Here is a 19176-nt window from a genome sequence, read left to right on the forward strand (position 1 = left end):
GGGGAGTCGTCAAGCGGTTAAGACACTGGATTTTGATTCCAGCATGCGAAGGTTCGAATCCTTCCTCCCCAGCCAAATAAAAGCGTGTAAGTTCTCTTACACGCTTTTTTACGCTAAGAGCAAAATAACGCTGAAAAACTTTTTTTTACCCGTCTTTACGCGTATAATCGCGTAATTAGTGTCTTAGACATAGGGCAAAGGGAAGCGTAATGTTTTCTGCGCGTAAATCAAATCTAGAATCAGGTGAAGATATGGCCGCTTATGACAGTTTAATGGTGTTTACCGGTAATGCAAATCCGGAATTGGCGCAACGTGTTGTCAAACATTTGGATATTTCACTCGGTGAAGCCACTGTTTCCAAATTCTCTGATGGCGAAGTAGCCATTGAATTGTTGGAAAATGTGCGTGGTCGCGATGTGTTTATTTTGCAACCTACCTGCGCGCCAACCAATGACAACCTGATGGAAATTTTGACGATGGCTGATGCACTTAAACGTGCTTCTGCCGGTCGTATTACTGCCGCGATTCCTTACTTTGGCTATGCGCGTCAAGATCGTCGTCCTCGCTCTGTTCGTGTACCGATTTCTGCTAAATTGGTAGCAAATATGTTGTACTCAGCAGGTATCGACCGCGTATTGACTGTTGACTTGCATGCCGATCAAATTCAAGGTTTCTTCGATATTCCGGTAGATAATATTTACGCCACCCCGATTTTATTGAACGATATTAAACAACAACGTATCGAAAATCTGACTGTTGTCAGCCCCGATATCGGTGGTGTTGTACGTGCACGTGCTGTTGCTAAATCTTTAAATGCTGATTTGGCCATTATCGACAAACGTCGTCCTAAAGCCAACGTGGCTGAAGTAATGAATATTATCGGTGACATTCAAGGCCGTACCTGCTTGATCGTAGATGATATGATCGATACGGCAAATACTTTGTGTAAAGCAGCCGTTGCCCTGAAAGAGCGCGGTGCAGATCGTGTACTGGCATACGCCAGCCATGCAGTATTCTCCGGTGAAGCAGTGAATCGAATTGCTTCTTCCGAAATTGACCAAGTAGTTGTGACAGATACGATTCCGTTGTCTGAAACAGCTAAAAAATGTGAACGCATCCGTCAAGTTACCATTGCCGGTTTGCTGGCTGAAACGGTACGCCGTATCAGCAATGAAGAATCCGTCTCATATCTTTTCAATGAAGATGTGATGACTGGCGGCATGTTGCTGCCATAACCCGATGTCGTCTTAAGCTGGTCGCGGCCGATGACGACGATTTTATCTAAATTGGAGTATTAAACATGACTTACGAAATTCAAGCCTCTGTTCGCGAAGCCCAAGGCACTGGTGCGAGCCGCCGCCTGCGTCGCGAAGGCCAAATCCCTGGCATCCTGTACGGTGAAGGTCAAGAGCCTGTTGCTATCGCTGTAGACCACAAAACTGTATTCTACGCATTGGAAAAAGAATCTTTCCATACTGCTTTGATTAAACTGTCTTTGAACGGTGAAACTAAAGACGTTATCGTGCGTGACTTCCAAATGCACCCATTCCGTCGCGAAGTTCAACACATCGACTTCCAAGCTGTAAAAGCTGATCAACCTGTACGTATCCGCGTTCCTCTGCACATTGTTAACGCTGAAAACTCTCAAGCTGTTAAATTGCAAGGTGGTCGCGTATCTCTGTTGAACACTTCTGTTGAAGTAGTTGCTTTGCCTGCAAACATTCCTGCTTTCTTGGAGCTGGATTGTGCATCAGTAGTTGCCGGCGACATTCTGCACTTGTCAGACATCAAATTGCCAGAAGGTGTTGAAAGCGTTTCTCTGAAACGTAACGAAAACCTGGCTGTTGCTACTGTTACCGGTAAAAAACGCTAATAGGTAGTTAAGATAAGAAAACCGTATCAGATTTATCTGATACGGTTTTTGTTTTGCATATAAAATCATTTGCTATAAAACTAGGTCAAATGTAACAGCATATGTACTTTATAAGATTGAAGCAATTTCCTTGCGAAGCTTATTAAGAAAGCGCCCATGCCGTACCCATTGTGCGGCTGATTCATAATCCTGTTGCTCAAATGCTTGTTGCAAATCTTGAAATAGGCTGCTTTGTACTTCTTGAATTTCTTGATCTAGAGCTCGGATGGCATCATGGTTTTGTTCTATTTGAGCATCCATCAATGTTTCCCGCCATTCCATCTGCTGCATGAGGAATTCTGGCGAAAACGAAGTGTGTTCAGGTGCATCAGCATCGATATTTTGGCTTTTCAAGAGATAAGCAGCCCGATCAATAGGGCTTTTTAATGTGCGGTAGGCATCATTAATTGTAGAAGACATCATAACGGCTTGTTTCTGCTCAAAAGCTGAAGCAGAAGCAAATTTATCGGGATGAAAACGGGCAGCTAAAGCTCGATAGATCTGTTCGAGTGCTTCGGTATCAATATTGAAAGATGGCTCAAGCTGGAAGAGGTTGAAGTATTGAGACATGATATTAAAGGAAAAAATCTAAAGAAGAGGATTATTTTACGATATAATCCAAACACTGTTTATACGAAAGGAAAACAATATGACCGGTAAGGTGCAACACAATAAAGGCAAGATACGAGACAATGCCTTAAAAGCCTTAGTCAAATCTGATTTGTTCCGACATAAAGTAGAACGAAAAAGAAAAGGCAAGGGTAGCTATAATAGGCAAGAAGCCAAAAAATGGCGGGATGGTTTTGATACTTTCCCGCCATTTTTTATATTTTAAACGTGGAAGCTCTCACCGCAGCCGCAAGAGTCTTTGACATTCGGATTTTCAAATTTGAAACCTTCCTGCAAGCCTTCTTTAGTGTAATCAACTTGCGTGCCGTCTAGATAAACCAAGCTTTTCGGATCGATATAAACTCGTGCGCCGTGTTCTTCAAAAATCAGGTCATCCTCGTTCACTTCATCGACAAATTCAAGGTTGTATGCCATGCCTGAGCAGCCGCTGGTTTTGACACCCAAGCGCACGCCCAAGCCTTTGCCGCGTTTGGTCAAGTAGCCGTTGATGTGTTTGGCTGCGTTTTCTGTGATGGTAATCATGCTTTTTTCCTCATTTCGCAATCATTTTCTGTTTTGTCTGCTTTTTATTTCAGACGGCCTCTTGATTTTCAGGCCGTCTGAAAACGCTGTTTTGCCCACTCTATTGCGGTGGCAATGGTAGTTTTTGCCTGCGGACTGTTTTTCCAACAGGTCGAGCCAGTCAATTGTGCGCCCTGTTCCAAAATATCGTCTAAATCCGCAACCGCCAGAGTGGCAATATCATCCAATCCCATTTGCTGCAAACGCTGCAATATGGTTTTACCTATGCCTTTGACAGCAAGTAGGGATTGGACTTCTTTATCAGTAAAAGGCATATCGTCTTCTTTGATTTTGCAGGTATAACGACTAAATATAAGCTGTAGCTTATTGCCCTCTCCCTAACCCTCTCCCGTGGGGAGAGGGGATAGATTGGCAGGTAATCCCAAACTTGGTAGCAACTTCAAAACGATTAAGTTTCTGTACAGTTGGTTTTGTCTCACAAAAGAAGAGGGGGGAAACCATTAGATTTGCTTTTCTCGAAGATTCGCCGGGAATCTTGGGCACCTGCCGATAAGGGTTCGTTAAATCCGGTTATTTGTTTTCCTGGCGTTTGCGATAGTCGGCAACGGCCGCTTTTACCGCATCTTCTGCCAAGATGGAGCAGTGGATTTTAACTGGAGGCAATTCCAACTCTTCGGCAATTTCACTGTTTTTGATTGCCAGTGCATCGTCAAGGCTTTTGCCTTTGACCCACTCGGTAATCAGGCTGGAAGAAGCGATGGCGGAGCCGCAGCCGTAAGTCTTGAATTTTGCATCTTCGATAATACCCTCATCGTTTACTTTGATTTGCAGACGCATTACGTCACCGCAGGCCGGAGCACCGACCATGCCGGTACCGACAGATTCGTCGTTTTTGTCGAAAGTGCCGACGTTGCGGGGGTTTTCGTAGTGGTCGATTACTTTATCGCTGTATGCCATGATGTGGTTTCCTTTGTGTTTTTAATGGTGTAAATGGTTTGTTTACGAATATTCAGACGGCCTGAAGTTTAGATTTTGCATGCGCCGCCTTCGCAGCCGTCATCATTCTCTGAATCAACGCCGCCTTCTACGGTAACGTCGTCAAAATCTTCGAGCAGGTTGTCGAGATTGTCGAGGTCGATTTCTTGTTCGTTCATGGGTTGTATCCTTGATTCTAATGTGGTGGCTTTTAGGTCGTCTGAAAAGGTCTTTGGGGATTTTCAGACGACCTTTTTTATTTATAGGTAGGTTGCTGAAAACGGATGCTTTAGCTCAAATCAAATACCTGTATCGTCAAAACCGCTTCGAGTGGCAATGCGCGCAGCAATTCAGGACGGTGCAGTTTCAAAGAGCGATAGCCGTACGACTTCATCAGCACGGTTTTGCCCTTGTCGTCTTCCATAAAAACAGGCGTGAAGTTTCCATTCGGCGCATCATCCTGTGGCGAGATTTTATCATCTAGCAGCCACGGGAAGACGTGCCGCACCTGCGTTTGGTACACATCGGGATAGCCGCCTTTGTTTTCGGTCTGTGCGGCTCGACCTTCTTTGCAAAGCTTATCCAGCCAGTCCACACCAGAAATGCCGCACTCCCACGAGGCAATGAGATGTGGCTCTTGCCTGTCTGCATCGCTGAAAACGCTTATCCACCAACCCAGCATAATTTGCTCCTTTTGTGATGGTTTTTTGAGTGCAGGCTGCTCTTAATGCGCCGCCCATTCAATCGAGTTCAAATCGATACCCTCTTTAAACATTTCCCACAGCGGAGACAGTTCGCGCAGTTTGCCGATTTTGGATTTGATCAGTTCTGCCGCAAACTGCACTTCTTCTTCGGTGGTCATGCGGCCGAAGGTGATGCGCAAGGAAGAGTGTGCCAATTCGTCGTTGCGGCCGAGTGCGCGCAGGACGTAGCTTGGTTCGAGGCTGGCAGAAGTACAGGCGGAGCCGCTGGATACGGCGAGTTCTTTGACTGCCATAATCAGGCTTTCGCCTTCGACGAAGTTGAAGCTGACGTTCAGATTGTTTGGAGCGCGGTGTTCGAGGTCGCCGTTGATGTAGACTTCTTCGATGCCTTCGATACCTTTGAGGAAAATATCGCGCAGTTTCAGGTAGTGCGCAGTGTCTTGTGCCAATTCTTCTTTGGCAATGCGGAAGGCTTCGCCCATACCGACGATTTGATGGGTCGGCAATGTGCCGGAACGGAAGCCACGCTCGTGGCCGCCACCGTGCATTTGAGCTTCGAGGCGGACGCGTGGTTTACGGCGTACATACAGGGCGCCGATGCCTTTAGGGCCGTATACTTTGTGGCCGGACATGGACAACAAATCAACTTTGGCGGCTTCAACGTCGACAGGTACTTTGCCGCATGCTTGTGCTGCGTCAACGTGGAAAATGATTTTACGTTCGCGGCAGATTTCGCCGATGGCAGGAATGTCTTGAACCACGCCGATTTCGTTGTTTACCCACATTACGGAAACGAGGATGGTGTCTTCGCGGATAGCGGCTTTCAGTACGTCTAAGTCAACCAAACCGTTTTCTTGTACGTCCAGGTAAGTTACTTCATAACCTTGGCGTTCGAGTTCACGCATGGTGTCGAGCACGGCTTTGTGCTCGGTTTTCACGGTGATGAGGTGGTTGCCTTTGGATTTGTAGAAGTGCGCCGCGCCTTTAATGGCGAGGTTGTTGGACTCGGTCGCACCGCTGGTAAAAACGATTTCTTTGGAGTCGGCGTTAATCAGGGCTGCAATGTCTGCGCGTGCTTTTTCTACGGCTTCTTCTGCTTCCCAACCGAAGCTGTGGCTATTAGAAGCTGGGTTGCCGAAAATATCGGACAGGTAGGGAATCATTTTTTCGGCAACGCGGCGGTCAACGGGAGTGGTTGCGGCGTAGTCGAGGTATACGGGGGTTTTGACGGTCATGGTTTGCTCTTTCGTTTGGTCATCTGCCTGCGGTCTTTGCCGCAAGTCGGTTTAATGAATGTGTGTAAAGGTAACGACATGACTGCTGTCGCTGCAGTTTTTTTGTTCAATGATGCTTTGCAGCGTAACGCCGCTGAGGTAGTCATTGATGGTTTTGTTTAAGTTTTCCCAAAGGTCGTGGGTCAGACAGGGGGCGCCGTGGTGGCAGTTTGCTTTGCTGCCGCATTGTGTGGCATCCAGTCGGTCTTCGGCTGCGGAGATGATTTGTGCAATATTGATTTGCTCGGCGGGAGCGGCAAGGATGTAGCCTCCGCCTGGGCCGCGTAGGCTTTCAACCAATCCGGCACGGCGCAGCTTGCTGAATAATTGTTCGAGGTAGGAGAGTGATATGCTTTGTCGTTCGCTAATGGCACTGAGTTTGACAGCGCCTGTTTGCGCGTTCATCGCCAAATCTATCATGGCGGTTACTGCAAATCGCCCTTTGGTAGTCAGTCTCATGGTATGGTTGCCTGTGTGGGGCGTTTTTATTAGTGGGGGAATTGTCTAATATCTGAGTGTTTCAGTCAAGTATGTGGCAGCTCGGTTTGATTGTTTGTTTAAATGGTGGCATTGGCTGATTTTTAAATTGGAAAATATTTTCTTTATTTTTCTGTAATTTGGATTTAAGGCCGTCTGAAAAAAGGCTATCAACCCTACAAATATCAGGGTTAAAATGTTTTGATTTAATATTGATAGTGATATAGATTATCAAAATTATTCTTAAAATTTAGTTGTTTTGATGGAGCAGAGCAAAGGGTTGTTTGAAATATTCAGACGGCCTGAACCATCCGTCTTTACTTGAACAGAGGCAATCGACAATGAAATGTGATTTAAGCAAAATAACCTGTATCGAAGACTTGCGCCTTGTTGCCAAACGTAAAATGCCGCGTATGTTTTATGACTATATTGACTCAGGCTCTTGGACGGAAACTACTTATCGTGAAAATACTTCGGATTTTAAAGACATCCGTTTCCGCCAAAAGGTATTGGTTAATATGGAGGGACGCAGTCTCGAAACCAAAATGATTGGGCAGGATGTGAAAATGCCGGTAGCGATTGCGCCGACCGGTTTCACGGGTATGGCGCACGCCGACGGCGAAATCTTGGCGGCACGTGCGGCGGAAAAATTCGGCATTCCATTTACGCTTTCCACCATGTCCATCTGCTCGATTGAAGATGTGGCTGAAAACTCCAGCTCGCCGTTTTGGTTTCAGCTTTATGTGATGCGCGACCGCGAGTTTATGGAAAACCTGATTAAGCGTGCAAAAGATGCTAATTGTTCGGCTTTGGTATTGACTGCCGATTTGCAAGTTTTGGGTCAACGCCACAAAGACATTAAAAACGGTCTGTCTGCGCCACCGAAACCGACCATCGCCAATTTAATCAATTTGGCGACCAAACCGGAATGGTGCATGAAAATGTTGAACACGGAACGCCGCACCTTCCGCAATATCGTCGGTCATGCGAAAAACGTCGGCGATTTGTCTTCGTTGTCTTCATGGACTTCTGAACAATTCGACCCGCGCTTGAGCTGGGACGATGTGGCACGCATTAAAGATTTGTGGGGCGGCAAGCTGATTATCAAAGGCATTATGGAACCTGAAGACGCGGAAAAAGCAGCGAAAAGCGGCGCGGATGCATTGGTCGTTTCCAATCATGGCGGCCGTCAGCTTGACGATACTGTGTCTGCCATTAAGGCTTTGCCTGATGTGGTCAGTGCGGTGGGCAGCGACATCGAGGTTTGGATGGATAGCGGTATCCGCAGCGGTCAGGATATTTTGAAGGCTTGGGCTTTGGGTGCGAAAGGTACGATGATAGGCCGGGCGTTCCTGTATGGTTTGGGTGCGTATGGTGAAGAAGGCGTAACCCGTGCGCTGGAAATCCTGTATAAAGAAATGGATATTTCCATGGCGTTTACCGGTCATCGCAATATTCAAGATGTGGATTCCAGCATTTTGCGTTCTACGCGTTGGCATCAAGATGAATTTTAATTGTCGAACATAAGAAAAGGCCGTCTGAAAAACTGTTTTCAGACGGCCTTTTTTATAGACGGCTATTTCTCGTTTTTGCGATACCATTCGATGAAGGCATCGGGTTTGACAAAGCCTAATAAGGCTTCGCTATGACTGCCGTCGGCGCGGACAACAAACACACCAGGAGGGCCGAAGAGGCCGTATTCTTTCAATAAGGCCTGATGGTCGGGAGTGTTGGCGGTTACGTCGATTTGGAAGAAGCGCTGCATATCGACTGCTTCGTGTACCTGAGGTTGGTTGAGCGTGTAGGCGGCCATTTCTTTGCAGGATACGCACCAGTCGGCGTAGAAATCAATCAGCACGGGCTTGCTTGGGTCGGCTTTCAAAGCGGCATCCATAGCGGCTTTGAGTTCGCCGACATCGGTAAACATCTTGCCGTGGTCGGTTTCTTGTCCGGCTTCGGATGGCGGAACCAACGTTAAGAAGTGGTGCAGGGCGGTGGTTTGTTTATTGAAGCTTTGCCAGCCAAACCATGAGCCGCCAATTAGCAGTAAAAAGCCCAATACGGCGGCAACTGTTTTCAGACGGCCTTTTTGTTTGCCGGATTTCGCCAAAAGCATAAGGGCGGGAACAATCATCAGCAAGGTGTAGAGGCCGACTACTGCGAAGTAAGGCAGATGCGGTGTGGCAAGGTATACGGCAACGGCCAGTAAGATGAAGCCGAATGCGTATTTGATGCCGTTCATCCAGTCGCCTGCTTTAGGCAGGATATGGCCGCCGAATGTGCCGATGATGATGAGCGGTACGCCGGTGCCGAGTGCTAATGTATAGAGCGCAAGGCCACCCAATACGGCATCGCCGGTCTGGCCGATATAGCCCAAAGCAAATGCCAGCGGAGGCGCAACGCACGGGCCGACAATCAGGGCGGACAAAATACCCATGATAAAGACGGAAATGATTTTGCCGCCGGAGAGTTTGTTGCTTTGGTTTTGGAAATAGGATTGGACAGAGTTTGGCAGCTGGATATTGAAGAGGCCGAACATAGACAGCGCCAGTACCACCATCAACGCGGCGGCAGCAAGTACGACCCAAGGCTGTTGCAGCCATACGGTCAACAGCGCGCCGGTCAAACCAGCAATCACGCCAACCAAGGTATAGGTTAGTGCCAAGCCTTGTACATACACCATAGACAAGATGAACGCGCGGCCTTTACCGGCTTTTTTATCGCCCACGACAATGCTGGAAACAATCGGCAGGAGCGGATACATACAGGCGGTAAAGCTTAAGCCCAAACCTGCGACAAAAAACGCCAACAGGTTGGCGTTTAAAGTATCCCAAGAGAGCTTGAAGCGGCTGCTGTCGGGATTGTTTGTAGCGGGCTGTGCGGGCATTTGGCCGTCTGAAGAGGCGGACGGTTGCAAAAAGCGGTCTTTGGCGGAAACCGGCTCGTCGCTTTGAGGCTGGTAAACCCCGTTGCCTTTTACGTCAAACTCGGTGTCCACCGGCGGATAACACACACCCACTTCGGCACAACCTTGATAAGTCAGCGTCAGTTTGTATTGCGGCGCGGCTTGTTTGTAAGGCAGGTCAACCTGTGCGGTATGGTGGTAAACCGTTTGTTTGCCGAAGAATTCGTCTTCTTTTTCTTCGCCTTTGCTGAATTTGGGTTCGGCCAAGACTTTGTCAGGATTGGTCGCTGCAACGATTTTGGACTGGTACATATAGTAGCCGTCAGCGATCTTGAACTGCACGCTGATGCCTTGATCGGTTACATTGACTTGAGGCACAAAGGCTTGCTCTGGAGGCAGCAAATCATTGGCATCTACTGCAAATGCGAAGCTGCTCAAGCCTAAAAATGCAATGAGGAAATAAAGGAATTTTTTCATAGTATCTACGGAGATGCCGTTGAGGAACCGTCATTATAAATGATGGAAAAACAATCGGCTTAATTTATGTCAAATATTGCGAGAGAAATCTAATGCTTTTGAATTATATCGAAATAGGGTTGCTCATATATGACCGATAGTCTCATGTTATCGTTCAATCTATGCCAAAGGCCGTCTGAAATTTTCAGACGGCCTTTGTTTCTATTCGGCTCGGCTTTTAAGGATAAGCGATATAAGCGTAAGCAGAATGGTTGTGTATCGATTCGAAGTTTTCGCTTTCGACAACAAACGATTCAATGCGTTTGTCGGCAATCAGCGCAGTGGCCACATCGCGAACCATATCTTCGACAAACTTTGGATTTTCGTATGCTTTTTCCGTTACATACTTCTCGTCAGGGCGTTTGAGCAAACCGTAGAGCTGGCAGCTTGCTTGCGCTTCGACGTAATTGATGATTTCTTCAATGCCTACATCCGAGTTTGCAATCAGGCTGACGGTCACATGCGAACGTTGGTTGTGCGCGCCGTATTGGGAAATTTCTTTGGAACACGGACACAATGAAGTAACCGGAACCATTACTTTCAGATTGTGGCTGTATGTGCCGTTTTTGATTTCGCCGGTCAGGGTGACATCATAGTCCAGCAGCGATTGGATACCGGAGACGGGCGCACTTTTCTTGCGGAAAAACGGGAAGGAAACGCTGATTTTGCCGGAATGCGAATCCAACAGGGCAACCATATCGGCGGTCAGCTTGTGCAGCGTATCGAAATCCAAAGCATCGGTTTGTTTTTCCATCAGGGCGACAAAGCGCGACATATGCGTGCCTTTTTGGTCGGCAGGCAGGAAAACCGTCATGGTCAGGCGGGCGACGGTGGATTGTTCGCCTTCTTTGCTTTTAAGGGAGATTGGAAAGCGCAGGCCTTTAATGCCGACCTGATTAATCGGCAGGTTGCGTAAATCGCGGCTGGATTGCACGTCTGCAATGGCGTTCATGCGTGGTATGTCCTTCATGATAGGATTGTTGAGATGCGTGTGGAGGGAATCGGCTCGTGTCGGCCGATTTGCAAATGCGAGATTATATCACTTGCTTTATCTGCCTGCATTGATTGTTTCTATTTTTCAGATAGTGATAAAATCTTCGATTATTCACATCTACATAGGCAGAGATCAAATGAAATTCGCCACGAAAGCCATTCATTCCAGCTACGATTGCGACGAACACAACCGTGCGCTGATGCCGCCGATTTATCAAAACAGTATGTTTGCGTTGCATGAGATTGGCGAAAATGTGCCTTACCGCTACTCGCGCCTGAGCAACCCGACCCGTCAGGTATTGGAAGATACCGTTGCCGATTTGGAGCACGGTGCGGCCGGCTTTGCGTTTTCCAGCGGTATGGCGGGAATTGATGCCGTATGGCGTACTTTCCTGCGCCCGGGCGATACCATTGTTGCTGTCGCCGATATTTACGGCGGTGCTTATGATTTATTGGTCGATGTTTATCAAAAATGGGGTGTGAACGTTGTTTTTGCCGATTTGGGCAATCCGGATAATCTGGACGAGCTGCTCAAAGCGCACAATGTCAAACTGGTTTGGCTGGAAACGCCGTCCAATCCGCTTTTGCGCTTGGTAGACATTAAAGTCCTCGCAGCGAAAGCCAAAGCAGCCGGTGCGCTGGTTGGTATCGACAACACCTTTGCCACGCCGTATCTGCAACAGCCGTTGGATATGGGTTGCGATTTTGTGTTCCATTCCGCTACCAAATATTTGTGTGGCCATTCCGACGTATTGATGGGCGTAGTCGTTGCCAAAACCAAAGAGCTGGCGCAGCCTTTGCACGACATGATGGTGCATACCGGCGCGATTGCAGGCCCGATGGATTGCTGGTTGGTTTTGCGCGGTATTAAAACGCTGGCTCTGCGCATGAACGCCCATTGCCAAAACGCACTCGAAATCGCGCGCCGTTTGGAAGCCCATCCTGCCATTGAAAAAGTGTTCTATCCCGGCCTGCCGTCGCACGAACATTATGAACTCGCCCAAGCACAAATGCCCAAAGGCATCGGCGGCGTGGTTACGGTTTATCTCAAAAATGACACGCGTGAAGCGGCCAATAGCGTGATTAAAAACATGAAACTGGTCAAAATGGCTTCCAGCCTCGGCGGCGTGGAAAGTTTGGTCAACCATTGCTATTCCCAATCCCACAGCGGCGTGCCGCATGATGTGAAAATGGAAATGGGCATCAAAGTCGGCCTGCTGCGTTTCTCTGTCGGTATTGAAGACGTTGACGATATTTGGAACGATATTTCCAAAGCATTGGATACGACTTTGTAAATAAGGCTTAAAGGCCGTCTGAAGGTTAATGGTTTTTCAGACGGCCTTTAGTAATACATAAGGAATAGATATGAAAACATTATTCGGCGCATTGATGAGTATGGTGGTTTTGGCAGCTTGTACATCTCCTTCAGTATCTCAGCCTGAACAAGCCTCTAAAGCGCAGGTGCAAACTCAACAAACGGTGCAACCTACTTTAGCCGCCAAATGGCGTGTTGTCGCTTTCAATAAATTCACCGAAAAAGAATTGGCTGGTATTGATGCCTATCTGGATTTGAGCGAGATGCCTAAGGCGTATGGCAAGATGGGGTGTAACGGTATGATGTTCCAAGCCAATACGATTGGTTCGGACAAAATTGATTTTGGCCATATTGCGGTAAACATGATGCTGTGTGAAGACATGAAGCTGGAAGATGCGTTTTTGCGCAAACAAAGCGTGTGGAACTATCGTTTTGACGGTAACGATTTGATTTTGGAACAAAAAGGCATCAGTATCCGTTTGCGTCGTGAATAATCTTAAAGGCCGTCTGAAAATAAAAATTTCAGACGGCCTTTTGAATCTTTATAATAAGCCCTATTTGAAACTGATACCGAATATCAAGGAAACCTATTATGGCAGCCTCGCCCGAAGCCAAGTTCACCGAAGAAAAAGTCTTGTGGATCAAACACCATACGCCCAAGTTAATGACTTTTGCCATCAGCCGCCCTGAATCCTACCGCTTCTCGGCAGGGCAGTTTTCCCGTCTCGGCTTCCGCGACGGCGAAGGCTTTATCTGGCGCGCGTATTCTGTCGTGTCTGCCGAATACGCCGATACGCTTGAGTATTTCGCGGTGTTAATCGAAGGCGGCCCGATGTCGGCGCGTTTTGCTGCGATGAAAGAGGGTGATACCATTTTGCTGGATAAGACGGCTACCGGTTTCCTCTTGCCCGAGCGTTTCCCCGACGGAAAAGATTTGGTCATGCTCTGCACGGGTTCCGGCATTGCGCCTTTCCTCTCCATTATCGAGCAGCCTGAAATCTGGCAGCGTTTCGACCGTTTGGTTTTGGCGCATTCCGTCTCTTACGCCGACGAGTTGATTTTCAACCAGCGCCTTACCGATTTGAAAGAGCATCCGCTGATTGAAGAATATTTCCATAAATTCACTTTTGTTCCGGTCACTACGCGTGAGGAAACGGAAGGCGCATTGAGCGGCAAACGGATTCCCGAATTGCTGAAGAATGGCGGCTTGGAAGAAAAAGTCGGTTTCAAGTTTACCAAAGCCAATACGCGCTTTATGGTTTGCGGCAATCCGGCAATGGTCAAAGACACTTTCCAAGCCCTAATGGATTTGGGCTACGCCATGCACCGCAACCGCATTCCCGGCGAAATCATGATGGAAAATGGTTTCTAACAGGTAAATGGTCAAAGGCCGTCTGAAAGTTTCAGACGGCCTTCAATATTAAATATAAATCGAAAATCAGAGAAAATATGAATATCAAACAAATTATCCAAGCCCTGCCCAAAGCAGAGTTGCACGTCCACATCGAAGGGACGTTCGAGCCGGAATTGATGTTTGAAATCGCCAAGCGCAACCACATAGCGATTCCTTATGAAAATGTCGATGCGGTACGGCAGGCTTATGATTTTCACAATTTACAGTCGTTTTTGGATATTTATTATGCCGGTGCCGGCGTATTGCTGCACGAGGCGGATTTTTACGATTTGACCCGTTCGTATCTTGAGCGTTGCCGCGAAGACAATGTCGTGCATACGGAAATATTTTTCGATCCGCAAACCCATACTGCGCGTGGCGTGGCGTTTGAAACCGTGATTAACGGCATTGTCCGCGCCTGTCGTGAAGCTGGGCAGCAATGGGGCATAAGCACGCGTTTGATTATGTGTTTCCTGCGGCATTTGTCGGAAGAAAGCGCATTTGAAACCTTAAATCAGGCTTTGCCATATAAAGAACACATCATCGGCGTAGGCTTGGATTCGAGCGAATTGGGGCATCCGCCGTCTAAGTTTGAGCGCGTGTTTGCGCAGGCGCAGGGTTTGTTGACGGTGTGTCATGCTGGAGAAGAAGGCCCGCCCGAATATGTTTATGAGGCTTTGGACTTGCTGCATGTCCGCCGTATCGATCATGGCGTACGGGCGGAAGAAGATGAGGCCTTGATGGCGCGTTTGATTGCAGAGCAAATGCCGTTGACCGTTTGCCCGTTGAGCAATTTGAAATTAAAAGTGTTCCCTGAAATGGCGAAACACAATTTGCGCCGTATGTTGCAACGCGGCGTGTTGGTAACCGTCAATTCCGATGATCCGGCATATTTTGGCGGCTATATGAACCGCAATTTTGAAGCGCTTGCCGAGGCTTTGGATTTGAGTGCGGAAGAAATCAAAAACTTGTGCGCCAATTCGTTCCGCGCTTCGTTTTTGAGCGAGGCGGAAAAGGAAGAGTGGATACGGAAGATTGAAGGTTTTGATGCTGAATAACGATAAAAGGCCGTCTGAAAAAGTTTTAGACGGCCTTTTATGTCGGCGACGGGCTTATTCGCCTACGGTTTTTTGTATCAGTTTTTCGGCGTTTGCCAAAGTGTTTGCCACTTCGTCAAAACCGATGCGGCTGCCGGCGATGAGGGCGCGCGTATCGGTATAGGCGGCGCGTACTTTGCCGTCCGTTTCGGTAACGAGGACGCGCAGGGGCAGTTGCAGGGCGAAGGCGGGGTCTTTGACCATCAGCGGCGTGCCGGCTTTGGGCGTGCCGAAGACGATGACTTTTGCCGGCTGCATCGTTAAGCCGTTTCGGCGGGCGGCTTCCTGATGGTCAATGACGGCAAAAATGTCCATTCCTTTGCTTTTTATGGCGGTTTCAAGGCGGCTGACGGTTTCGTCAAAGCTGTATTTTGAGGTGAGGGTATGCGTGGTCATAGCGGTTTCGTTTTGGGTGGACGGTTCGCCGGTAGGATGTGCCGAAGCGGTTGAAATGCAGAGTGCGGATGCGGCAATCAGGGGGAGTATGTGTTTCATCGTATTTCCTTATCGGTTTGTTTATCAGGCTTCGGACGGGGCGGCACGCGCCGCGCCTGATGTTGCGCCGCGTGCCGGAGTGCCGTATGCCGTCTGAAAGCCTGTCCTTTCAGACGGCATTATGATGGCGGTTAATAGTCGACTTTGATTTTGGGCGTTTCCTGAGCGGCTTTGTATTCTTCTTCCAATTCAAAGCGCAGCGGATACAAATTCAATTTTTCCATCAGCAGGCGGTCGCCGTCTTCGTCCGGATTGCCCGTAGTCAGCAGCTTGTCGCCGTAGAAAATCGAGTTTGCGCCAGCCATGAAACACATGGCCTGCATGGATTCCGGCATATTGCTGCGGCCAGCGGACAGGCGGACGTAGCTATGCGGCATGGTAATGCGTGCGACGGCGATGGTGCGGACAAATTCAGTCCAGTCCAAATCTTCGGCATCGGCCAGCGGCGTGCCTTCTACTTTAACCAACTGGTTAATCGGCACGCTTTCAGGTTGCGGGTCGAGGTTGGCAAGGCTGGCAATCAGGCCTGCGCGTTCGGCGCGGGTTTCGTTCATGCCGACGATACCGCCGCAGCAGACTTTCAAACCGGCATTGCGGACTTTGCCTAAAGTATCCATGCGGTCTTCGTGTTTGCGGGTGTGGATGATGTCGTTGTAGCGTTCGGGGTCGGTGTCGAGGTTGTGGTTGTAGTAGTCCAAACCGGCTTTTTTGAAGTCTTCAGCCATGCCGTCTTCGAGCATGCCGAAGGTGCCGCACACTTCCATGCCCAAGCCTTTCACCGCGCTGATGATTTCGGAAACGACAGCCACGTCTTTGGGTTTGGGGCCGCGCCATGCCGCGCCCATGCAGAAACGGCTGGCGCCGCGCGATTGGGCAATTTTGGCTTTTTCGACGATTTCGTCCACATCCATCATCTGCTCTTTGCCCAGATTGGTGTTGTGGTGTGCCGATTGCGGGCAGTAGGCGCAGTCTTCGGGACAACCGCCGGTTTTGATGGAGAGCAGGGTGGAAAGTTGGATTTCGCGCGGGTTGAAGTTTTGGCGGTGGATTTCGGCAGCTTGGAAAACGAGGTCGAGGAAAGGCAGTCCAAACAAAGCCTCAACATCGCATTTTTTCCAATAACGCGCAGTCGGATGCGGCTTGCGCTCGGTTTGACGGCGCAAGGCTACGGGAGATACGGTCATAGTGTGTTCTTTCGTGTTTACAGCGACGCAGTGTCGCTGACGGCTTGACTGCCGGCGCAATGACGGCAGCAGCAGGTTTGAAATCAATATAAAAGGCCGTCTGAAACGGCGCAGCAAGTGTAACGCTTTTGATAATGTAGAGCAAATGTTTCAGACGGCCTGAAATATGGTTTGCCCGGGTTTGCTATAATCGCATTTTTAATTTTTCCGTTTTCTTATGAACGCGCCCAAAGCCTTCGCCGTACTCGGCCCGACCGCCGGCGGTAAAACCGCACTGGCCTTAAATATTGCCCAATCGTTGCCGGTAGAAATCATCAGTTTGGATTCCGCGCTGGTGTATCGCGGCATGGACATCGGTACGGCTAAGCCGACTGCCGAAGAGCTTGCCGCCGTACCGCATTATTTGATTGATATTATCTCGCCGCTGGAAAGTTACAGCGCGGCGGATTTTGTCGGCGACTGCGTACGCTTGGTGAACGAAATACATGCGCGCGGTCGCTATCCTCTGATTGTCGGCGGCACGATGATGTATTTCCACGCGCTGACGGAAGGTTTGAACGACTTACCTAGCGCGGATACGGCAGTGCGCGCACAGCTTCAGGCGGAAAAGAACGAATACGGTCTGGCAGGCCTATATCGCCGTTTGCAGGAAGTTGACCCGATTACGGCAGGCCGTCTGAAAGCCAATGACAGCCAGCGTATTGAGCGCGCTTTGGAAGTCTATCTTTTGACCGGCAAGCCTTTGAGCGAACATTTCACAGAGCAGAAGCAGGCTGCGCCTTTATTGGATTTATGCACGGTTGCCCTTATCCCCGAAGACCGCCATTTGTTACACCGGCAAATCGAAAAACGCTTTTTAAGTATGCTGGAACACGGTTTCCTCAATGAAATGCACGCTTTACGCCGCGATTATCCGCAGCTACATGCCGATATGCCGTCTATGCGCTGCGTGGGCTACCGTCAGGCTTGGGATTATCTCGAAGGCGAAACCGATTATGACACCTTTGTCGAAAAAGGCATTGTCGCCACGCGCCAGCTTGCCAAACGCCAGTTAACCTGGTTGCGGAAAATTCCTTTGGCGCACACGTTAGATCCTTACGCAGACAGCGATTATGTTCAGACGGCCTTAGCCTTGGCGCGTCAGCATTTTCAGGAATAATCCATGCTGACCACGCCACCACTTGCGCCTAAAACATTGGCCGCATTAAAAGAATTGGGTATTTGTACACTGGAAGATTTACAGGAAATCGGCGCAGTTCGTGCATTTCTATTGCTGAAAGCGTCGGGTTTGACCGTAACCAAAAGCACCTTGTGGCAACTGGCTGCGCTGGTTTCAGGTGTAGATGTCCGGCATATTTCCGAGGAGAGAAAGACGGAGCTGGGCGAGGCTTTGAAAAACCATCCACCTGTTGCCATTTTCCCTTCGCAAAGCGATATGGAAGCCTTTATGCGGCTGGCGATAGAACAGGCCAGACAATCGGCGGCCTTGGGCGAAGTGCCCGTTGGCGCAGTCATCGTATATCAAGGCAAGGCAATCGCAGCGGCACACAATACCTGCATTGGCGACCACAATGTCAGCCACCATGCCGAAATCAATGCACTTTCCGCCGCTGGTAAGGCCTTGCAAAACTACCGTTTGGAAGATTGCGACGTATACATCACATTAGAGCCTTGCTCCATGTGCGCATCTGCCTTGATACAGGCGCGGGTCGGGCGCGTGATTTATGGTGCGGCCGAAGCTAAAACCGGTGCGGCAGGCAGCGTGGTCGATTTGTTTGCCGACAAACGTCTGAACAAGCATACTGCAATTTTGGGCGGCATATTGGCAGAAGAATGCCAAAACGTATTGCAGGATTTCTTTGCGGCCAAACGTAAGGCCGTCTGAATTTCAGACGGCCTGTCAGCAAAAACACTTTATTTTAAATTTTCGGATTTCCCATGTCAGTCAATCATTACGAAAACTTCCCAGTCGGTTCCATTGTGCTGCCGCGCCGTTTGCGCAAGCCGATTCACGCCGTTTACGCTTTTGCACGGACGGCGGATGATATTGCCGACGAAGGCAATGCCGAAGCAGCCGAACGCCTGCGCCAACTGGACAAACTGAAGGCAGAGTTAGACCGCATTACACAAGGTGGGAAACCGCAAACGGCTTTGATGCAGCGTTTGTATAACGAAGCGATTGAGCCGTTTCAATTGCCGTTGCAGCCGTTTTATGATTTGCTGGCGGCGTTCAGTCAGGATGTGGTTAAAACCCGTTATGAAAACTTTGGCGAATTGATTGCCTATTGCCGTTTGTCCGCCAATCCTGTGGGGCGCATTATGCTGCATTTGTACGGGCAAACCGATGAAGTGAGCATGGCGCAAAGCGACGGCATTTGCACTGCCTTGCAGCTGATTAATTTCTGGCAGGACGTGGCGGTGGATTGGCAGAAAGGGCGCGTGTACATCCCCCAGGAAGATTTGCAGAAGTTCAAAGTTAGCGAAGAACAGATTGCGGCCGGTAAAGCCGACTTTGCTTTTCAACGATTGATGGCGCACGAGTGCCAACGTGCCTTTCAAATGCTGAAGGCCGGCTCGCCGTTGGGCAAAACCCTCAAAGGGCGAATCGGTTTTGAGCTGCGCATGATTATTGTCGGCGGCCAGTTGATTTTGCAAAAGCTGGACGGTTGCAAATATGACGTGTTTAACCAGCGCCCGCTGTTGGATAAGAAAGACTGGATGATTATCATCAAGCGGGCTTTGATGAAGAAATAAAAAAAGGCCGTCTGAAATTGATGTTTCAGA

General features: G+C 48.9%; 22 protein-coding genes, 1 tRNA gene and 1 pseudogene. 12 read left to right on the forward strand and 12 right to left on the reverse strand.

Annotation, left to right across the window (positions count from 1 at the left end):
• The 3 genes from ACTHR7_RS02225 to ACTHR7_RS02235 all read left to right on the forward strand — a co-directional run bounded on the left by ACTHR7_RS02225 (position 1) and on the right by ACTHR7_RS02235 (position 1873).
• Positions 1-75 (forward strand) — tRNA-Gln (locus tag ACTHR7_RS02225).
• Positions 76-251: 176 nt separating this feature from the next.
• Positions 252-1235, forward strand: a complete 984-nt coding sequence (locus ACTHR7_RS02230) for a ribose-phosphate pyrophosphokinase (protein ID WP_107867422.1) — start codon at positions 252-254, stop codon at positions 1233-1235.
• 65 nt (positions 1236-1300) lie between these two features.
• Positions 1301-1873 carry a 50S ribosomal protein L25/general stress protein Ctc gene (locus ACTHR7_RS02235; RefSeq protein ID WP_004519902.1) on the forward strand — a complete coding sequence of 191 codons (573 nt, stop codon included), beginning with the start codon at positions 1301-1303 and terminating at the stop codon, positions 1871-1873.
• Between the two features lie 108 nt (positions 1874-1981).
• Here the strand turns inward: ACTHR7_RS02235 and hscB are convergent, their stop codons facing one another.
• Positions 1982-2482: a Fe-S protein assembly co-chaperone HscB gene (gene hscB, locus ACTHR7_RS02240; protein ID WP_107867283.1), complete on the reverse strand. Its 501-nt coding sequence runs from the start codon at positions 2480-2482 to the stop codon at positions 1982-1984.
• Positions 2483-2561: 79 nt separating this feature from the next.
• On the opposite strand from hscB, the pseudogene ACTHR7_RS02245 reads away from it, so the two are divergent.
• Positions 2562-2784 (forward strand): annotated as a pseudogene (locus ACTHR7_RS02245) (alternative ribosome-rescue factor A).
• On the opposite strand, the gene iscA reads toward ACTHR7_RS02245, so the two are convergent.
• From iscA to iscR, 7 genes are all read right to left on the reverse strand, one after another.
• The gene (gene iscA, locus ACTHR7_RS02250) at positions 2744-3064 is read right to left on the reverse strand and encodes an iron-sulfur cluster assembly protein IscA (RefSeq protein ID WP_063075834.1); all 321 of its coding nucleotides are present in this window, start codon (positions 3062-3064) and stop codon (positions 2744-2746) included. The pseudogene ACTHR7_RS02245 and the gene iscA sit on opposite strands and share 41 nt — an antisense overlap.
• A gap of 68 nt (positions 3065-3132) precedes the next feature.
• Positions 3133-3378 (reverse strand): recombinase RecA, encoded by a 246-nt coding sequence (locus ACTHR7_RS02255; RefSeq protein WP_070461779.1) that lies wholly within the window; start codon positions 3376-3378, stop codon positions 3133-3135.
• A gap of 256 nt (positions 3379-3634) precedes the next feature.
• Positions 3635-4021, reverse strand: coding sequence for a Fe-S cluster assembly scaffold IscU (iscU, locus tag ACTHR7_RS02260; RefSeq protein WP_003674559.1), 387 nt, complete (start codon positions 4019-4021; stop codon positions 3635-3637).
• A 68-nt stretch (positions 4022-4089) separates the two neighbouring features.
• Positions 4090-4218 (reverse strand): hypothetical protein, encoded by a 129-nt coding sequence (locus ACTHR7_RS02265; RefSeq protein WP_256388723.1) that lies wholly within the window; start codon positions 4216-4218, stop codon positions 4090-4092.
• 110 nt (positions 4219-4328) lie between these two features.
• On the reverse strand, positions 4329-4721 hold the full coding sequence (locus tag ACTHR7_RS02270) for a hypothetical protein (RefSeq protein WP_440370249.1): 393 nt from the start codon (positions 4719-4721) through the stop codon (positions 4329-4331).
• 42 nt (positions 4722-4763) lie between these two features.
• Positions 4764-5978, reverse strand: coding sequence for an IscS subfamily cysteine desulfurase (locus ACTHR7_RS02275; RefSeq protein ID WP_004519895.1), 1215 nt, complete (start codon positions 5976-5978; stop codon positions 4764-4766).
• Between the two features lie 51 nt (positions 5979-6029).
• Positions 6030-6476 (reverse strand): Fe-S cluster assembly transcriptional regulator IscR, encoded by a 447-nt coding sequence (gene iscR / locus ACTHR7_RS02280; protein ID WP_003746476.1) that lies wholly within the window; start codon positions 6474-6476, stop codon positions 6030-6032.
• 359 nt (positions 6477-6835) lie between these two features.
• Between iscR and ACTHR7_RS02285 the strand changes: the two genes are divergently transcribed.
• The gene (locus ACTHR7_RS02285) at positions 6836-8008 is read left to right on the forward strand and encodes an alpha-hydroxy acid oxidase (RefSeq protein WP_440370250.1); all 1173 of its coding nucleotides are present in this window, start codon (positions 6836-6838) and stop codon (positions 8006-8008) included.
• 62 nt (positions 8009-8070) lie between these two features.
• Here the strand turns inward: ACTHR7_RS02285 and dsbD are convergent, their stop codons facing one another.
• Both dsbD and folE2 read right to left on the reverse strand, forming a co-directional pair.
• Positions 8071-9876 carry a protein-disulfide reductase DsbD gene (gene dsbD / locus ACTHR7_RS02290; RefSeq protein WP_440370251.1) on the reverse strand — a complete coding sequence of 602 codons (1806 nt, stop codon included), beginning with the start codon at positions 9874-9876 and terminating at the stop codon, positions 8071-8073.
• 217 nt (positions 9877-10093) lie between these two features.
• Positions 10094-10867, reverse strand: a complete 774-nt coding sequence (folE2, locus tag ACTHR7_RS02295; protein ID WP_440370252.1) for a GTP cyclohydrolase FolE2 — start codon at positions 10865-10867, stop codon at positions 10094-10096.
• A gap of 178 nt (positions 10868-11045) precedes the next feature.
• Here folE2 and ACTHR7_RS02300 point away from each other — a divergent pair, with 178 nt between their 5' ends.
• The 4 genes from ACTHR7_RS02300 to ACTHR7_RS02315 all read left to right on the forward strand — a co-directional run bounded on the left by ACTHR7_RS02300 (position 11046) and on the right by ACTHR7_RS02315 (position 14674).
• Positions 11046-12203 carry a trans-sulfuration enzyme family protein gene (locus ACTHR7_RS02300; RefSeq protein WP_440370253.1) on the forward strand — a complete coding sequence of 386 codons (1158 nt, stop codon included), beginning with the start codon at positions 11046-11048 and terminating at the stop codon, positions 12201-12203.
• Between the two features lie 70 nt (positions 12204-12273).
• Positions 12274-12717 carry an META domain-containing protein gene (locus ACTHR7_RS02305; protein WP_440370254.1) on the forward strand — a complete coding sequence of 148 codons (444 nt, stop codon included), beginning with the start codon at positions 12274-12276 and terminating at the stop codon, positions 12715-12717.
• A 98-nt stretch (positions 12718-12815) separates the two neighbouring features.
• Positions 12816-13595, forward strand: a complete 780-nt coding sequence (locus ACTHR7_RS02310) for a ferredoxin--NADP reductase (protein WP_440370255.1) — start codon at positions 12816-12818, stop codon at positions 13593-13595.
• Positions 13596-13672: 77 nt separating this feature from the next.
• Positions 13673-14674 (forward strand): adenosine deaminase, encoded by a 1002-nt coding sequence (locus ACTHR7_RS02315; protein ID WP_107867290.1) that lies wholly within the window; start codon positions 13673-13675, stop codon positions 14672-14674.
• A gap of 54 nt (positions 14675-14728) precedes the next feature.
• Here ACTHR7_RS02315 and ACTHR7_RS02320 read toward each other — a convergent pair whose 3' ends face one another.
• Positions 14729-15208, reverse strand: coding sequence for a DUF302 domain-containing protein (locus tag ACTHR7_RS02320; RefSeq protein WP_003680761.1), 480 nt, complete (start codon positions 15206-15208; stop codon positions 14729-14731).
• Positions 15209-15339: 131 nt separating this feature from the next.
• Complete coding sequence (bioB, locus tag ACTHR7_RS02325) at positions 15340-16392, reverse strand: biotin synthase BioB (RefSeq protein WP_004519884.1); 1053 nt, start codon at positions 16390-16392, stop codon at positions 15340-15342.
• A 217-nt stretch (positions 16393-16609) separates the two neighbouring features.
• Between bioB and miaA the strand changes: the two genes are divergently transcribed.
• The 3 genes from miaA to hpnC are packed head-to-tail and all read left to right on the forward strand — an operon-like array spanning position 16610 to position 19146.
• Complete coding sequence (miaA, locus tag ACTHR7_RS02330) at positions 16610-17551, forward strand: tRNA (adenosine(37)-N6)-dimethylallyltransferase MiaA (RefSeq protein WP_440370256.1); 942 nt, start codon at positions 16610-16612, stop codon at positions 17549-17551.
• 3 nt (positions 17552-17554) lie between these two features.
• Positions 17555-18277 (forward strand): tRNA adenosine(34) deaminase TadA, encoded by a 723-nt coding sequence (tadA, locus tag ACTHR7_RS02335; protein ID WP_440370257.1) that lies wholly within the window; start codon positions 17555-17557, stop codon positions 18275-18277.
• Between the two features lie 53 nt (positions 18278-18330).
• The gene (gene hpnC / locus ACTHR7_RS02340; protein ID WP_107867294.1) at positions 18331-19146 is read left to right on the forward strand and encodes a squalene synthase HpnC; all 816 of its coding nucleotides are present in this window, start codon (positions 18331-18333) and stop codon (positions 19144-19146) included.
• Positions 19147-19176: the final 30 nt, after the last annotated feature.

The organism is Neisseria sp. P0007.S010 (assembly GCF_051962875.1).
GTDB classification, from domain to species: Bacteria; Pseudomonadota; Gammaproteobacteria; order Burkholderiales; family Neisseriaceae; genus Neisseria; species Neisseria subflava_A.

Excerpts from the sequence above, each read along its gene's own strand:
- ACTHR7_RS02230 (WP_107867422.1), top strand. The coding sequence starts at position 252 with ATGGCCGCTTATGACAGTTTAATGGTGTTTACCGGTAATGCAAATCCG.
- ACTHR7_RS02235 (WP_004519902.1), top strand. The coding sequence starts at position 1,301 with ATGACTTACGAAATTCAAGCCTCTGTTCGCGAAGCCCAAGGCACTGGT.
- hscB (WP_107867283.1), bottom strand. The coding sequence starts at position 2,482 with ATGTCTCAATACTTCAACCTCTTCCAGCTTGAGCCATCTTTCAATATT.
- iscA (WP_063075834.1), bottom strand. The coding sequence starts at position 3,064 with ATGATTACCATCACAGAAAACGCAGCCAAACACATCAACGGCTACTTG.
- ACTHR7_RS02255 (WP_070461779.1), bottom strand. The coding sequence starts at position 3,378 with ATGCCTTTTACTGATAAAGAAGTCCAATCCCTACTTGCTGTCAAAGGC.
- iscU (WP_003674559.1), bottom strand. The coding sequence starts at position 4,021 with ATGGCATACAGCGATAAAGTAATCGACCACTACGAAAACCCCCGCAAC.
- ACTHR7_RS02265 (WP_256388723.1), bottom strand. The coding sequence starts at position 4,218 with ATGAACGAACAAGAAATCGACCTCGACAATCTCGACAACCTGCTCGAA.
- ACTHR7_RS02270 (WP_440370249.1), bottom strand. The coding sequence starts at position 4,721 with ATGCTGGGTTGGTGGATAAGCGTTTTCAGCGATGCAGACAGGCAAGAG.
- ACTHR7_RS02275 (WP_004519895.1), bottom strand. The coding sequence starts at position 5,978 with ATGACCGTCAAAACCCCCGTATACCTCGACTACGCCGCAACCACTCCC.
- iscR (WP_003746476.1), bottom strand. The coding sequence starts at position 6,476 with ATGAGACTGACTACCAAAGGGCGATTTGCAGTAACCGCCATGATAGAT.
- ACTHR7_RS02285 (WP_440370250.1), top strand. The coding sequence starts at position 6,836 with ATGAAATGTGATTTAAGCAAAATAACCTGTATCGAAGACTTGCGCCTT.
- dsbD (WP_440370251.1), bottom strand. The coding sequence starts at position 9,876 with ATGAAAAAATTCCTTTATTTCCTCATTGCATTTTTAGGCTTGAGCAGC.
- folE2 (WP_440370252.1), bottom strand. The coding sequence starts at position 10,867 with ATGAACGCCATTGCAGACGTGCAATCCAGCCGCGATTTACGCAACCTG.
- ACTHR7_RS02300 (WP_440370253.1), top strand. The coding sequence starts at position 11,046 with ATGAAATTCGCCACGAAAGCCATTCATTCCAGCTACGATTGCGACGAA.
- ACTHR7_RS02305 (WP_440370254.1), top strand. The coding sequence starts at position 12,274 with ATGAAAACATTATTCGGCGCATTGATGAGTATGGTGGTTTTGGCAGCT.
- ACTHR7_RS02310 (WP_440370255.1), top strand. The coding sequence starts at position 12,816 with ATGGCAGCCTCGCCCGAAGCCAAGTTCACCGAAGAAAAAGTCTTGTGG.
- ACTHR7_RS02315 (WP_107867290.1), top strand. The coding sequence starts at position 13,673 with ATGAATATCAAACAAATTATCCAAGCCCTGCCCAAAGCAGAGTTGCAC.
- ACTHR7_RS02320 (WP_003680761.1), bottom strand. The coding sequence starts at position 15,208 with ATGAAACACATACTCCCCCTGATTGCCGCATCCGCACTCTGCATTTCA.
- bioB (WP_004519884.1), bottom strand. The coding sequence starts at position 16,392 with ATGACCGTATCTCCCGTAGCCTTGCGCCGTCAAACCGAGCGCAAGCCG.
- miaA (WP_440370256.1), top strand. The coding sequence starts at position 16,610 with ATGAACGCGCCCAAAGCCTTCGCCGTACTCGGCCCGACCGCCGGCGGT.
- tadA (WP_440370257.1), top strand. The coding sequence starts at position 17,555 with ATGCTGACCACGCCACCACTTGCGCCTAAAACATTGGCCGCATTAAAA.
- hpnC (WP_107867294.1), top strand. The coding sequence starts at position 18,331 with ATGTCAGTCAATCATTACGAAAACTTCCCAGTCGGTTCCATTGTGCTG.